This is a genomic window from Stackebrandtia soli, assembly GCF_965137155.1.
Lineage (GTDB): Bacteria > Actinomycetota > Actinomycetes > Mycobacteriales > Micromonosporaceae > Stackebrandtia > Stackebrandtia soli.
In genome coordinates this window covers 41,039-56,521 of record NZ_CBCRZX010000030.1, presented here as the reverse complement: position 1 = coordinate 56,521, position 15,483 = coordinate 41,039, and the positions used below count along the sequence as shown (strand labels likewise).

Annotated in this window: 11 protein-coding genes; 1 reads left to right on the top strand and 10 read right to left on the bottom strand. The window is 64.6% G+C overall.

Going from position 1 to position 15,483, the window contains the following annotated elements; genetic code table 11:
• Positions 1 to 301 precede the first annotated feature (301 nt).
• The 10 genes from ACM9NP_RS16825 to ACM9NP_RS16780 form a co-directional block, all read right to left on the bottom strand.
• The gene (locus ACM9NP_RS16825) at positions 302 to 1,141 is read right to left on the bottom strand and encodes a hypothetical protein (protein WP_415647665.1); all 840 of its coding nucleotides are present in this window, start codon (positions 1,139 to 1,141) and stop codon (positions 302 to 304) included.
• A gap of 1,035 nt (positions 1,142 to 2,176) precedes the next feature.
• Positions 2,177 to 3,385: a hypothetical protein gene (locus ACM9NP_RS16820; protein WP_415647664.1), complete on the bottom strand. Its 1,209-nt coding sequence runs from the start codon at positions 3,383 to 3,385 to the stop codon at positions 2,177 to 2,179.
• Between the two features lie 141 nt (positions 3,386 to 3,526).
• The gene (locus ACM9NP_RS16815; RefSeq protein ID WP_415647663.1) at positions 3,527 to 4,216 is read right to left on the bottom strand and encodes a hypothetical protein; all 690 of its coding nucleotides are present in this window, start codon (positions 4,214 to 4,216) and stop codon (positions 3,527 to 3,529) included.
• An 880-nt stretch (positions 4,217 to 5,096) separates the two neighbouring features.
• Positions 5,097 to 5,684, bottom strand: coding sequence for a hypothetical protein (locus ACM9NP_RS16810; protein ID WP_415647662.1), 588 nt, complete (start codon positions 5,682 to 5,684; stop codon positions 5,097 to 5,099).
• A 145-nt stretch (positions 5,685 to 5,829) separates the two neighbouring features.
• Positions 5,830 to 6,501 (bottom strand): hypothetical protein, encoded by a 672-nt coding sequence (locus ACM9NP_RS16805; RefSeq protein WP_415647661.1) that lies wholly within the window; start codon positions 6,499 to 6,501, stop codon positions 5,830 to 5,832.
• Between the two features lie 847 nt (positions 6,502 to 7,348).
• Positions 7,349 to 7,672, bottom strand: a complete 324-nt coding sequence (locus tag ACM9NP_RS16800) for an HPr family phosphocarrier protein (RefSeq protein WP_415647660.1) — start codon at positions 7,670 to 7,672, stop codon at positions 7,349 to 7,351.
• Positions 7,673 to 8,091: 419 nt separating this feature from the next.
• The gene (locus tag ACM9NP_RS16795; RefSeq protein ID WP_415647659.1) at positions 8,092 to 8,493 is read right to left on the bottom strand and encodes a cobalamin B12-binding domain-containing protein; all 402 of its coding nucleotides are present in this window, start codon (positions 8,491 to 8,493) and stop codon (positions 8,092 to 8,094) included.
• Positions 8,494 to 8,638: 145 nt separating this feature from the next.
• Positions 8,639 to 10,969 carry an alpha-amylase family glycosyl hydrolase gene (locus ACM9NP_RS16790; RefSeq protein WP_415647657.1) on the bottom strand — a complete coding sequence of 777 codons (2,331 nt, stop codon included), beginning with the start codon at positions 10,967 to 10,969 and terminating at the stop codon, positions 8,639 to 8,641.
• A gap of 396 nt (positions 10,970 to 11,365) precedes the next feature.
• Entirely contained in the window at positions 11,366 to 12,385 is a 1,020-nt protein-coding gene (locus ACM9NP_RS16785) for a GNAT family N-acetyltransferase (RefSeq protein ID WP_415647656.1), read from the bottom strand.
• 214 nt (positions 12,386 to 12,599) lie between these two features.
• Positions 12,600 to 13,475 (bottom strand): lytic transglycosylase domain-containing protein, encoded by an 876-nt coding sequence (locus tag ACM9NP_RS16780; protein WP_415647655.1) that lies wholly within the window; start codon positions 13,473 to 13,475, stop codon positions 12,600 to 12,602.
• A gap of 358 nt (positions 13,476 to 13,833) precedes the next feature.
• On the opposite strand from ACM9NP_RS16780, the gene ACM9NP_RS16775 reads away from it, so the two are divergent.
• Positions 13,834 to 15,462 (top strand): adenylate/guanylate cyclase domain-containing protein, encoded by a 1,629-nt coding sequence (locus tag ACM9NP_RS16775; protein WP_415647654.1) that lies wholly within the window; start codon positions 13,834 to 13,836, stop codon positions 15,460 to 15,462.
• The last annotated feature ends 21 nt before the right edge of the window (positions 15,463 to 15,483 follow it).

Genomic DNA, 15,483 nt, shown 5'->3' with positions numbered 1-15,483 from the left:
ACCACTCTGCGGAGTCCACAACAAAGACCCACCAAGCCGCAAAACCCAACCCCCACCAGATCGCGAGAGGAGTGGTCAGGTCATCGTCGGCGTGAGGCGTCCAGGACGACGATGCCCGCGACGAGGACGCGTGTCTTTCCTCCGACTTCGTTTGCGGGACAGGCGTTCCAGCTCGGCGTCACGCGCCGCGACGTCCGCCGCGTCGAGGGACGCGTATCGCCGGTGCAAGGTGTGGACGAGTGCGCGGCACGGCCACTCGCCACGGCAGTCGCGGCAGGGCTTGGCCCACCATAAAGGACGATCACGTAGTCCGGAACCGAACAGCCGCAACAGTGCCCGACGCAACGGATTCCATCGGGGGACGTGCGTCGTTGTCTCGGGTGCGTATGAGCATGGTGCCCGCGTGCCGCCTTCGGCGCGAGGAGCGGCCCGAAGTTCGTGCCGTGACGTCGACGTCTCCGACCACGGTTCTCCCCGGGGCCGCCCCGTCCGGACGCCGCCCTTCCTCGCTGGACGGGCGCCCAGCGAACACATCTGACTGCCGAGTATGGATGGTGGCTCGCCCGATCGCCCGGTCCACTTCGGGCCGTCGGAACTCGAACGGGCGCGTCGGCGGACCGCTCGCGCCGTCGGAGACGGACTGTCGACGATCCCGCCCGGATTCCGAGTCCCCCGCGTCCGAGCCGTTCCCGTTTCCCCACCAGTCGAAGGCGCCGGGCTCGTCGGGCGTGCGGTCGAGGATGCGTCGCGCCAGATCACGCCAGTGGTCGCGGTTGTGCTTCTCGGCAGCCGTTCGCGCGGGTTCGGGTTCGTCAACGGCCCGCATGATCAGTGGTGGTGTGCGGTCCCGGGCCCGTCGTTCGGCGAGTCGCCGGTCGACGCGGTCGCGGTGGGCGTTGAGGACGCGTTCCCTCCAGCCGAGCCGATCCCATTCCGAGGTCAGCGCTTCGGGTTCCGGTATCCGATACCGATCCCGGCGGATCTTGCGTGCGGCGTCGCGTTCCCGCTCGCGGGCGAGGCGTTCCCGGTGCGGGTCGCGCTCGACGGGTTCGGATCGGGCGTATTCGGTCGGACGGCGTGCGGCCCGGATCGGCGTCTCGCGCTCGGGACGGACGTCGATGGACCATACGAGGGTCGTCACGCGTCGGTCTCCGCCCGTTCGGCCCGGCAACCGCCCCGTGGCGGGGTCGGGTCTGGATCCGTTGCGGGGCCGTCGATCTCCTCCAGTGGTCGCACGGGTGAGGGTGCCGTCGACCATGCGGAGGGAATCGGCGTGCTGCGGTACCGGTCGACGGTGGTGCGAGTCAGGAACCACGTCGTGGCCGGTTCGGACGCCCAGGCTCGCTGCGTGGGGTGCGCGTCTGGTGGTGAGCCGAGAGGACGCGGCCGGACGCGCGGAACCGTCTCTACGTCCGCTGTGGCGGATCGCGGCCAGGCAGAGCTCCGCCTCAGGACGTGTGGGGACGACGGGTCGGTATCGCGGGCGACGTGCGCCCTCTCGGCACCACCGGGGAGCCCGCACCGCGCGTGAACGACGCAGTTGCGGGTAAGGACCGCAGGTCAGGCGGGTCGAGGTATCGACGTTCGCGAACCTGTGCGGTATGGGGTAGCCGGGGCGTCACCCGGCTGGCACAATGGGTACCGCAGAGGGCTGGTTTCCGTCCATGACGGGAACCTCCTTTCTCTTAAGACCGGAGTGGGCGTGCTTACCAGGCCTTGACCGCTCCGGTCGCTTTATGTCTCCACACCCGACACCAAAGGAACCCTTGAGAAACCTCGGCGTCGAGCTGGAACTCTTGTGAGGTGGCCGTTCTCTCGTCACATGGAGTGACGACCACAACGGAACACTAGCGCATACGTTGTAGCGCCTGCCAAACCCCACCCACCAAAATGGCACACCGACCTGACGTCCGTCGATGCCCCCGAACAGCCGAAACCCTCAATCCATCCACCAATGCACGCCCCTCGATCCCCTCCCAGGCCCCCTTATGGACCGCCGGGTGCTCACGCCTTTCGACACTCGACTTCAATAGCGGCTTGACTTCTCGGGGACTCTCAGGCCGCAGTGCCGTCGTCCATTCCAGACATGGTGAGCGAAGCCATCCGATGAGGGCGCCACGGGACAGGAAGTCGGTATCGCCTGACTTTCCTTCCCCTGTCAGGGTTCCCGCCACGATCACAGCAACGCTTCGACCCTGGGGTCTCCCGTGCTCTCGGCCACGAGCACGGCGGCAGTCGGATTCGCCTCCAGTGCCTCAAGCACCGCCGGCACCGGGTCGAGGGCAGTTTCACCGTCCGCCAACGAATTCAAGGACATTCCAGCCGCGACCCACCGACCATCGATCGCCTTGTCCAAACGCAGAACCGATTCAGCGGCCCGCACAAGAAGCTCCTGCTCCCGGTAGGCCACCCCCGGCAAGAAATTCGCGATAGCGGACCACCCGTAGAACGCGGGACTCTCACCGGGAGCAACGTGGGAATCCGAGTCGCCAGCAGGCAGCTCGGTTACCACGTCGTATGGGGCGACCCGGACAGGCGTCTCACCGAGCCGGACTAGCGCGTCTATGAAATCCGGGCTGAGCCGCGCCTCCGCGAGGATGCCTCCAAGTTGGCCAAGCCGCTCTGAATCCATATGCGACAAGGAATCATCGATATGGAGTGCCCACGTCAAGGCGAGAAGTCCTTCAGGGCGGACATAGTCTTCCATCAGGATCCCGAGAAGGCTGCCGTCTTGTTGGCCGTCAACAGTTCTCAGCTCCGAAAGGACATCGATGAAGCCGGCCACGTGGTTCTCCTCGATGACGCACGCCGCCAAGTGGTGCATGAGCTCGGAGATGTCCTGACCCAAGGGCCCAAAGTCCTTCATCGCGCGCTCGGCGAGGGTGGCACGCTCGGCGTCAGTCGATAGCTGACATACCTCGGTCACTCCAAAAGGTGGCGCCAACCTGTGCGGATCGCTCGGCCCGTCAAGCCCCAGCGTTGCGGGGTCCACGGGGTCGGGATCGACGAAGCACTCGGTGGCGACAGACATGTAGATGCGCTGATAGCTCCACTGTCCTTGATCTTCCTCGGCGCGAACATGAACATCTTGGTACTCGCCGAAAGTCGTCACGAAGGTGCGATACTCGACCGTTTCCGACTGACGAGTCACCGACTCTCCCGCGTCGGAGAACCACTCCTCCAGTCGTCCGATTGGCGCCTCTTCTTCCGAGGTCAGGGGATACAGGTAGAAATCACCCGTCACAGAGTATGTGTCACCGATGACGGATCCCCAATCGTCCTGGCATTCAACGAGATCGAGCTCCCGATGCACGTCCAAGTCGAACTCGGCAGCCATGAGCTCGACTGACTCGACCATCAGTCGGGCCTCGTCAATTGAATCCACTGTGGGATGATCGGTAGGTCCCGCACACCCCGTGGACGCCAAGAGGATCAACGTTATGACGACACCATGCTTGGTCGGGCGCACCAGAGACATCATGAGGTTTGAAACAACGCCTGCCATGTATCGCCACCAGACATTCATCTAATCCAGCCGCAGCATGTCAGTCAGGAATCGATCAAAAGGAAAGACATAGTCATCAATGAACTCACTTTCCGATATCTGAGCCGCTGCGATGAACTCTTCTGATCCCTGAACCGATTCACTGAAGTACTGCAATCCGAAAACATACTGACCGTACCGCAACCACACGCTCCACGAACATGTCGAATCCGCTGGCGCCGAGTGAACATTGTAGATACACGTCACCAGGATCTCGTCTGCGACCGACGCGACCGATTCATCGACAGAGACACCGCGATCCTCATGCACATATGGGATCCAGCCTTCGGGCTGCCATACCGTCATCCGGAGCGACGCCTCAAAACGGTGCGCGTCCCGAATCGCCACGACATGCACCGTGGCGATCCGATCCCTGGCCGGAGCCGCCGAATCAGTGAACAAACCCCAGCCATCAGCGCAGAACTGTTCGTCGCAGCGGTCCTCCCTGGTCACGCACGATCCTCCGGCAAAACCACAGGCCGTCCTCTCCTGTCGTAGCCAGAGCTCCGAGCCGGTGACCTTGCCGTCAAGAAATCGAACCACCTTGTCCACCGGCACCGTGGGCAGGACATCAGCGAACGCACGATATCCCCCGGCGACCAACAACCCGACCACCACAACCACAGAGATCCACCGCAATGGGGTACGAATTCCAACTTCCTTCCGCTTCATCTCAACAATTCCACCATCATTCCGCGCTCGTCAGTTCCATAGGAATCAAATATAGATTCAACTGCTCCAACAACAGCACTCTTAACATGGCCAACCGTCAGATCGTCGGGAGAGTACTTAGATAGCGTGATTCCTATCTGTGTCCGCAGGCGAAGCGTGCTCGTTATAAATGCACGCAATCGAGATCTCATCAGACGTTGAGGCAATCGATTTATCTACGAGGATGTCCCTCTTTTCATTCAGGTGTGGGACCCAGCCTGCAGGTTCCCATGACAACATTCTCAGCCATGCATCAAATCGATGTGGATCACGAATTGACACAATCTGCACCGAGGCGAGCCTCTTTTGGGTCGGATCTGTGCGTTCTCGCAGAAGATCCCACGCCTCGAGACAAAAATCCTCGCGGCAACGATCTATCCTCGTCACGCACGAACCTCCAGTAAAACCGCACGCAGTCTTCTCTTGCAGTTTCCATATCTCACCGTCGTTTGTTTGCCCATCGAGAAATCCAACAACATTGTCCACTGGCACAGCATGAAGAACATCGACGAACCCACGGTATCCACCTGCGATCATGAGTCCGAGCACGACGACGAGTACACTCCAACGCGCCGTATTACGTTTCCCTGCTTTACTCAGTTTCATCTCAACAGTTCAACCATCATTCCTGTTTCATCGCTCCCATACGACCTAAATATTGGACCGACTGCCCCAATGACGGCGCTCCTTACATGATCGACCGTTAGCTCATCTGGAGAGTATCTTGAAAGGGTTATGCCTATCTGGACTGCAAAGGGCGACGCCTGATCTATAGAACTACACCCATACATTTCGATGTGGCTCGACCGTCAATTTATCGATCCATGATACGAATCATTTATCAATTCTGTTCCAGGATCTTATGGCGGTAGTAGGCGAAGCACTCCGCCGCCTCATCCATCTCCGCGATCGACAGGACATCACCCTCACCATTGCTGAGACCGAAGTAGAACTCAACACTGGACAAGTCTGTCCTGGCAGGATAGTGCGGGAAAAAGTCCGCATCCAAGGGAAACGCCGTCCCTGCTTCGATCAACGCGTTCGACGTCTCCACCCTCATCCTGACCTCAAGACTGTTCGACAGCTCGATCAACGGCGTGACCACCTCATCCCACCCAGAATCATCGCCCACCACGACCACACCCGACCTCGTCAACTCAGCGCTCGGCCCCACCACACTCCACACGATCGGCGCAGTCCACGGCCCATCAGCACCCGGCGGCGGAGTCGTGTCCTTGACATACGCCCCATCCAACGACTCACCAGCACACAGCGGCACATACAACACCAACCGACCACCCACCACCGCATGACCAGCACGGAAAAAGAAGGCCTCATCCTCACTCGGAAAGAACAACCCACACGCCGCAGTCAACCCCAAAACCACCGACACCAAAACAACCCGCAGAACCCTCACCGCACGTTTCATCGACGACCAACCTTCCAAACTCTGCGGTAATCCCAGAAGACGTCCGCAACTCACTTCACTCCGGCCCCAAGTATGCGCACCATGGAACGGTCGACGCACCAGCTGATACTCCACGGCAGACAACCAGCCAGCGAATCTCCGAGCACTAGGTCAGGATCTCCATCATCTCTGTATCGAGTGCCCTCACGAATCCGGAGATGAAATCGTCCGGGTAGAAGTCACCCTCATCTTTGACAACATGAATCGCGGTCGCATACTGGCCGTAGATCAAAACAGCCAACCACTGACAGTTCCCGGACTCGATTGGAAAGCTGCTCATACCGAAGTCGGGTACGGGGTAGCGACAGTAGAACGCAGCCGAGTCGGCGCCCAATCCGTATACCTTTGTTTCGTACGATTTAAACATGTAGCCATCACCCCAATAGCTACTGTCGGCCATCATCTTGTCACCCCATTCGGTCGACTCGAGTGGACTGGAAAGCCGCTCCGCCCGCAGCCACACATATCCGACGATCGGCAAAGAGCCGAATCGATCGAGGTGCGCAACTCCTTCACACAGTCGCGGACTTTCACAGAAATCCTGAGCCTCAACCGAGAATGGCGTCCAATCCTCATCCAACCCGCCTCGCGGAAACTCAGATGGCACAAACTCGAGTCGCTCCAGCGAAACGGATGCGTAGCTCCTAGGAGTACGTGAGCGGTCAAGGCAACTGACACCGACGAGGCCCGCGCCAAGGATGAGAATCAAAACAAGAACAGTTAGGACAACCCGTCGATTCATGCTCCATCGTGAGGGCTCCGGCTGGAGATCCGGCATGGGTACACCTCGGGCACAAGGGGTTCGACGGCTCCGTGAGGAGCACAAGGGGCAGGCGTTGCCTCACTGCCGGTGCGGACAACGACCCGAATCTAAACGATCATTCGCGAGATCGTCAAGATCACGACCCTAAGTGGCATAAAGATGCCATCGGTCGTCGGCGGTCTGGGTAGATGGTGCCGTAAGGGTTACACCTAGCGCGCCCGATAGACATGGGTTGCTCCTAAAAGGACTTGATCCCTCTCGGTCGGGTGGTCACGGGCTTTCGGTTTGGTGGGACGGCATACGAAACCTCAAGACGAGGCACGAGCGGGAAGGAAGACCCACCAAACCGGAAGGATCCACTATGTAGGTTGGGAGGTGTTTCCCATCGCTGGGCGGTGGTCGCCTTGTGCGGCTTGGTGGGTCTCCGTTTCGGTCGCCGCAGAGAGGTCTCGGCGCGTACGCCGCCCCACCAAGCCGAAGCTTCCCAGCCACCCGGCAAAAGAGACGTACCCAATCGGCACAAATCGGTTCCAAGACAAGAGTCGATCACCTCCTGGCCGATCGGCAAGAGGAGGGAAACCGCCGGCGCACGGAGAACCGCGCAGAACCCCCCACACCACCACCGCTTGGTTGGGCAAATGTCGGAAACAGGCGTGATTTCGCAATTTGCCCAACCAAGCGGAACATTTAGCCAACCAAGCGGAATTACGGCTTGGTACGCCGCCACAGCGAGCAGAGAGCCGACCGCCGACCGGCGACCGGCGACCGGCGACCGGCGACCGGCGGTCGCCATTGTGGAGTTGGGCACCGCTGAACCGGACGGGCCGTGGGTGCTCGAAGTAGGAGGGCATGGGCAGTGGACTCAGCGGCTTCCCTCGGGGTCGTCGGCGGAGATGTCGTCGAAGTCGCGGGTCGGCTCCGGTTCGGGTTCGTCCGTGTCGTCGCGTCCCGCGATCGCGGACAGGGCCTCCACGGTCTCGGCGTCGTCGCCCTCGATGACGATCTCCTCGCCCTGCTCGACCTCCATCGAGATGACCAGGAGCATCCGATCGGCCTCCACGGGGTGCTGCCCCGGGCGGGAGACGGTGATCCCCGCCGTGGCCTCGCGGGCTCGCTGGGTGAACTCCTCGGCCGCCCGAGCCTGCAAGCCCGCGACACGGTTCACCACGACCGTCACCCGTGCCATCGTCACCACCCCGTCTCCACCTGTCTGGAGAGCGTAAGCCCGTCGATGACGGTGGTACCGACGATCGCGCGAACCACCGGGGGCCGAGACGGACGGCCTCATGCGCCGTCGGTGACCGGGATGAGCTGGGGCGCCGGAATTCTCTCGCAAAGTTTCTCGGCGAGGGCGTAACTCGCCCCGGTCCGGCTCGTTTTATTAGACGTCGGAGCAACAATAAGTAACACAGAGTTGACACAGCTGGTTCGCCAGCAGGTCAACGGGTTCCGACGGAAACGGCCGGTGCCTCGTCGGTCGAGGGGTGGCGACGGGGTGCTGTGCATATAAGGGGGCCGAACTTCTGAGGGGTGAGTTCGGCCCCCGTCTCTTTTCGCCAGGTTCGCGGATACCGCGACGGGCCAAGATTCGGGTGGTCACCCGCGTTACGCGGCAACCTTCACGTTCGCTCGCACCCAGTCAACGCACGCCTGAGTCGGAGTACCGGGCGTGAAGATCTGAGAGACACCGAGTTTCGCGAGTTCCGGGATGTCCTCATCCGGGATGATCCCGCCGCCGAACACGACGATGTCGTCGGCGCCTCGCTCAGTGAGCAGCTCCGTGACCTTCTTGAACAGGGTCATGTGCGCGCCGGAGAGCACGCTCAGGCCGACGGCGTGCGCGTCCTCGGCGATGGCGGTCGCGACGATCTGTTCGGGGGTCTGGTGAAGACCGGTGTAGATGACCTCCATACCGGCGTCACGCAACGCGCGGGCCACCACCTTCGCGCCCCGGTCATGTCCGTCCAGGCCGGGTTTGGCGATGACAACACGTATCCGTGATTCCATGACGTTTTGTCCTTCTCCACATGACCGGCGAACCGGTTCCGGTTTCTCCCGAGCGAGCTTACCCGTCGTTCAGGTGCGCAGGACTCGGCTGTCGTCGAGTCCTCTGTTCGCGTGACGACCCCGGCCGGAGTGTCGCCGTGTTCGGTCACCGCGCGAGGAACACGACGAGCGACCGTCCGTGGCTGCCGTACACGGTCCCTCCGTCGCCGATGAGCGTCTCCGTCCCGGGCGCGGCGACCTGATCGCCGCCCTCCGCCCACGCGGCGGTGTCGGTGACGCGGTACCACCGCGTGCCCGGCGGCGCGTCGGGCAGGGTGAAGTCGACGGTGCCGGACCAACCGTTGTAGGCGACGTACAGACCGTCCGCGGGGTCGTCGAACTCGGTGCCGTCGACGCGCCATCCGAGAGCGTGGTTGTCGGGGTTGTTCCAGTACGCCGTGTCCGGGGTGGCGCCGGACGGAGTGAACCAGTCGAGTTGCGCGAGACCGTTTCCGTTGGCGTCGGTGTCGGTGTAGAAGTCGGCGGGACGCAGGCTCGGGTGGTCGGCCCGGAACTGGAGCATCCGCCGAGTGAACGTCTCGAAGTCCGTCTCGGTGGGGGTGGGCGACCAGTCGAGGTAGTTCGTCGGGGCGTCGAGGTTGTAGGGGTTGTTGTTGCAGGCGAGACTGCGCAGGGTCTCGTCTCCGCCGGTCAGCATGGGCGTGCCCGCCGACAGCGCGAGGAAGGCGGTGCCGGTGCGGGCTGCCTGGCGGGTCGCGGTGGCGTCGCCGTCGTGGTCCCATGAGATGTTGTCGTCGGTGCCGCCGTCGGACGGTCCGTACGGCCACGGCTGGTTGTTGTTCTTGGCGTCGCAGGAGTAGAGGTCGGCGAGGGTGAAACCGTCGTGGGCGACCATGAAGTTGATGGACGAGCCGGGCGCGCGTCCGTCGTCGCCGTACAGGTCGGCCGAGCCGGTGAACCGGGTCGCGAGGACGCCAGGAGTCACGGCGGCCGAGCCGAGGCGGTTCTGGTCGGCTCGGAGCGTGTCGCGGTACTGGCCGTTCCATTCCGCCCAGCCCGCCGGGAAGTTGCCGACCTGGTACGTGCCGTCTCCGAGCGCCCACGGTTCGGCGATCCAGTCGGTGCCGGGACCGCCCGTGGCGGGGCGGGGCGGCAAGGCGGCGGTGATGCGGTTGAGCGCGGTCCCCGGATCGTCGCGGTCGTACTGGAAGCAGCCGTGTTCACAGGTGTTGCCGAGGACGGACGCGAGGTCGTGCCGGAAACCGTCGACGCCGAGGACGTCCCGCCAGTAACGCAGCGAGTCGACGATGAGGTCGCCCGTCACGGGGTTGCGGGTGTTGACGTTGCCGCCGACGCCGGTGTTGTCGACGGGTGATTGCCGGTCGGCGGTCAGGGAGTAGTAGGTGGCGTTGTCGAGGCCGCGATAGGACATGACGGGGTACGTCGACGGGTCGGTGGCGGAGACGGGCCCGCCCTCTCCGGTGTGGTTGTAGACGACGTCCACATAGACCTTGATCCCGTTGTCGTGGAAGGCCTTGACCATCGCCTGGAACTCGGCGGTGGGGCCGCCCGGGGAACGATCGGCCGCGTAGCGCCGGTCGGGGGCGAAGTAGTTGAGCGTCATGTAGCCCCAGTAGTTGTCCCCGGCGGTCGACGTGGGGTCGGCGTCGTTGATGTCGTTCGGGGTCTCCGCGAGCGGCAGGAACTCGACGGCGGTGACGCCGAGCGCGGCGAGCTGTGGGGCCTTCGCCGCCGCGCCCAGGTAGGTGCCGCGCTGCCCGGCGGGAATGGACGCGTCGTTGGCGGTCAGGCCGCGTACGTGCGTCTCGTAGATGACCTCGTCCTTGAACGGGCGGGTCGGTTTGGTTCCGGTGTCTCCGGCGTCGACGCCGAGGACGATTCCCTTGGGCGCGAACGGTCCCGTGTCGGTGAGGCGATGCTGTGGACCACTGCGGTAGACGGTCTCGTCGGTCATCGCCGGGGTCGTCGGGTCGTGGCTGAGCTCGACGGCGTACGGGTCCCACAGGAGTTTGTTCGGGTTGAAGCGGTTGCCGTTCGCGTCGACGTCGGCGACGAAGCCCGCCGCCGAGCCGGGCGCCCACTGCGGGTCGTAGGTCCAGTTCGGACCCCACGCCCGGTACCCGTAGTGGATGGTCCCCGTGACGCCCGCGCCAGCGAGCGTCGACAGTGGAACGGTGGCGGTGAACAGCCCGTCCGTGCCGGCCAGCGGCACCACGAGGTCGGCCTCGGTCCCGGTGGCCGCGGCGTAGACGTGCGTCTCGATCCGGGTCGCGGCGTCGGATCGGACCGCGAAGGTGACCGTCCCGGCGGCGGCGTCGAGACGCGCCCCCAGCGGCACGTCGGCGGCCTCGGCGGCGCCGACCGAGCCCGCGACGAGCGCGGACGCCGCGACGAGCACCGCCGTAGCGTGGGCGAGTCGGCGGCGAGTACGAACGATCCAAGCGGGCTGGCGCATCCGAGGGACCTCTCAACGGCGATGACGACGCTCGCAAGAACTTGCGAGAAAGTGTCGGCAAGCTACCAAGGTCCGGCACATACCGGAAGAGTGCCAACCATGAACGAACCATAAAACACAGGTCACGACGCCGACGACTTTGCCGTCGAAACAACAGATCCAGCAAGAACTTGCAGTCCACCATTGTGAACTTCGCCCGCAAGCAGAAGCCACAGTAGACACTTCCCCGCCCGTGATCCGCTTGGTTGGGCAAAAGTTCCGCTTGGTTGGGCAAATTGCGAAAACACGCCTGATTCCGACATTTGCCCAACCAAGCGGAGAGTTGGGGAGGCGCGGGTGGAGACAGGCTGGTACTCCGATAGGAGGGTGGTCCGGTCCGTGGGCTGCCGTGCGGGGTCAGTTCAAGCGGTACAGGACGTCGGACACGACCGTCTCGTACTCGTACCACTGGACGTCGTTGCGGAATCCCAGTTCGGCGTCGACGTGCGCGTGCGGGTCGCCGTCGATGGCGGTCCACGTTTGGACGTCGCGCAGTTGCGGCTCGTGTTCCCGCAGTTCGGTGAGCATCCGGGCCTTCATCGCCAGGCCGAGGCCGTACGAGCCGTGCTCGGGTGCGACGACCGTGTCGTACTGATCGCCGCGGGTCGGGCGCTGCGCGGCGACGACGAGCTCCGTCAAACCGACGACCGCCCCCGTCGGCTCGTTGATGGCGACGACGAGGTGGGATCTCAGACCACGCGCCTTGAGCGTCTCGAGGCTGTCGCGGAGGCGCTGGACGTCGGCGGAACCGCGCCACGCGCCGATGTTGGTCGCGGGCTCGGCCTTCAGGGTCGCCTTGATCGCCGCGTAGCGTTCCAGCAGTCCGTCCGGAAGCCCGTCGTGGTGGTACTCGAGGCGGTAGCCCGCCGCCACGCGCCCCGCGTTCGCGGACACGGCGTCCCAGTCGACGCGGTCCATCGCGAGGAGGTGCCGGTTCTCCACGACGGCGCGCGAGAAACCCAGCCGGTCGTAGAAGTCGACGGCGGGGGTCGTGGCGATGACCTCGACGCCGATCGTGCCGCGGCCCTCGACGGCGGCTCGCCGCGCCACCTCCCGCAGAAGCGTTCGCCCGACGCCGTGGCCGCGCGCGCCGGGGTGGACGAAGATCTCGAACACGCCCGTGTCGTCGAAGTCGTCGGCGAGGAGCAGGAGGTTCGCGTGGCCGATGATGCGCGAGTCGGCGGCGTCGTTCTCCCGGGCGACGAAGGCGTAGCGGTGCTCACCGGGCATCGTCACCGACAGATAGTCGCGCAACTGGTCGAGCTGCCATCGCGGTTCACCGGGCATGTCCGCCTCGGTCATCGCGTTCAGCACCTCGCGCCACTGCGACAACTGCGCGTCGCTGGCCTGACTCGGGTCAAAATCGGTCACCTGCATAGCCGGTACTCCTTAAACCAGGGTAGAGGTCGTCCCGCGACCCGGCAAGCGGTGACGGCTGCGATCGAACGCCGTGCTCCTGCACGACGACGACCTCGCCGACCCCAACTCTCCGTCTCACCGAACGACACCACGGCCCCGCCCGCACGCCCCGAACCTCCGGGGCGGACGGCGGCGCGTCACCTGTCGGTGGCGCGCCGTGTGACGCGAGGCGTCATCGCGACCTGCTCTTCTTTCCGTACTCGTCGGCGCGCGCGTAGACGTCGCGCACGTACGAGTCGAGATGGTTGTACGCGAACACGGCGGCGTACCAGTCCGCCGCGCGGGACAGGTCACGACCGTCGGCGCAAAGGTAGTGGCCCGCCGCGACCGCGACGTCGTCGATGTCGTTGGGGTCGCTGACGCCGTCACCGTCGCCGTCGGCCTTCCACCGTTCCCAGGTCTGGGGAATGAACTGCATCGGCCCGACCGCGCGGTCGAACTCGGTGTCCCCGTCGTACTCGCCGCCGTCGGTGTCGGGGATGCGCTTGTTGTTGTTGGTGCCGTCGAGCGCGGGGCCGCGAATCGGTTTCACCGGGTGACCGTCGGCGCCGAGCGAGGTGCCGCCGGTCGTGCCGTGGTTCGTCTCGACGCTGCCGATGCCGGCGAGCGTCGTCCACGACAGGTGGCACTGCGGTTTGACCCCGGCGAGGACGATCTCGGCGTTGCCGTACGCCTGAAGCGCGCGCGGGGAGATCCCGACGTGCGCGAGGTTGTCGGCCCAGGCCTTCAATCGAGAATCCATGTCGGAGTTCGGGTCGGTGGTGGAGCCTGGGGCGGGGCCGGCCGGAACACCGGGGATCGCGTCGACGCCGGGAGGCACCGCCAGGGGCGGATCATCGTCCTGTTCGGAATCCGCGACCGGCTCGGTCTCCTCGCCGTAGGCCCAGTCGGGCCCCGCGTGGGGTACCGCGTACACCGCGAGCCCGAGCGCACCCGCGATGAGGGCGACCGTCAGGGCTCCCTGAGTCAGGAGTCGGCCGCCGGAGCGGCCCAAAGCCTTCCACAACAGACGGAGACGCCGGATGACGGCGCGCCGCAACACAAGCACTGATGGTCCAAGCCGTCTCATCCACGCCAACACGTGGGCGAGTATCCCCCATCCGCGAAGCAAAAGCCACCCCGCGCCAGGGCCGTTCGGGTAAGAAGAGAGAAGATGTCCACAACGGGGAAACTCACAGTGATTATGTCGAAACTAAAGTGTGGCGGTGATCGTTGCGTCAAGCGAGCGACAGAGGCACAACACGCAACACCCGCAGCCGCGCGGTCGGCACCGTCCGCTATGGGAGGACTCGCCGCAGCGGCCGCGGTCCATAGCGGCTAAAACAGGGGAACTAAACATGCAGATCGCGCCTTTCGTTTTGAGCAAACGGATCGCGCCTTGCCCACGGGGGACGAAGGAGGTTCAGGTGGGCAACACCGTTGCGCCGGGAAGCCAGCTGCCCAGTGGCCAGGTCACGTTCTTGTTCACGGACATCGAGGGCTCGACGCGGCTCGCCTGCGAACTCGGCGAGACTTACCGCAAGATCCTCAACGATCACCGTCGTCTTCTGCGCGAGGTCTTCACCCGATACACGGGCACGGAACTGCTCACCGAGGGTGACTCCTTCTTCGTCGCGTTTCGCGACGCCAACACGGGCATGCGGGCGGCGCTCGCCGCGCAGGCGGCCCTGGGCGCGCACGACTGGCCGGCCGACCCCAAGTGGCGTGAACCCGCGCGGCCGAAGGTCCGGATGGGTTTGCACACGGGGCACGCGACGCCCGACCAACACGGCTACGCCAGCTCCACGGTGCATCGCGCGGCCCGCATCTGCTCGGCCGCCCACGGCGACCAGATCCTATGTTCACAGTCGACCCTGGACGCGGCCCCGGACGCCAAACGCGGCACCACCGTCAAGGACCTGGGCCTGCACCTGCTGCGTGGCTTCGACGACGCGGAACGCCTGCATCAACTCACCCCCTTGGGCTGCTCGATGGCGTTCCCGCCGCCAGCGGCCGTCCGGCGGCAGCACAACCAGCCCGCGTTCCCCGACGCCTTCGTCGGCCGCGCCAAGGAGTTGAACACCCTCACATCGATCCTGAAGGGACATCGCGTGACGACGGTGACGGCACTCCCGAAAGCCGGCAAGACGCGCCTGGTGTGCCGGTTGGCGGAGCAGCTGAGCGAGCGATACCACGATGGAGCGTGGTATGTCCCGCTGAGCGAGGAGACCTCGGTGGCGAAGGCCGTAGCGGGCGCGCTGGGACTGCGCGAGGACCCGTTCCGGCCGCTGCTGAGCGTCGTCATCGAGGCCTTGCGGCACAGGCGATGCCTGCTCGTGCTCGACGACACGCGGGAAGCCGACCGATGCGACGTCACGGCGATCATCGCCGAGTGTCCGAACGTGACGGTGCTGGCGGCCTCGCTGCGTCCGCTCCAGTTGTCGGGCGAGGTGAAGTGGGCGTTGCCGACGATGGAGGTGCCGGACGCCGCGGCGTTGCTGCGTCAGCGGGCCAAGCTGGCCGCGGGCGGCGTCGACCTCGGCGACTGCACGGCGATCGCGGCCTATGTGGATGGTTTCGTGCCGGCGATCAACATTCTCGCCCCGACCGTGCCGCTGCTCGGTCCGGCGGGCCTGATGCGGCTCCTCCAGTGCAACAACATGTCCGCGGTCGACAAGGACGGCGCGCTGTCGAAGATCCTGGACGCCACCTACGGCGCGCTGACGTCGACGGCCGCGAAGCTCCTCCAGGAGATGAGTCAGCACCGGGAGGTCACGGTCGACGACATGCGACGTTGGCGCGACATGGAGACGGCCGAGAGCATGCACGCGCTGCTGGAACTCGTCGACACGTCACTAGTCAGCATCAGGGTCGGCACGGCGGGTGCCCAGTATCGACTGCCGAGCCCGGTGCGTTGGTACGTGCACCGGATCATGCCGCGTCCGGCGCTGGTGACGTCGTTCCAGTCGATGCACAACGATCTGCCGCTGCATTCGCACGAACGGCTCACCGCCGACGAGGACCTGCTCACGCCGAGCGCCTGGGTCCTGCATTGACGGGCGGGTTCGAACGCGAGA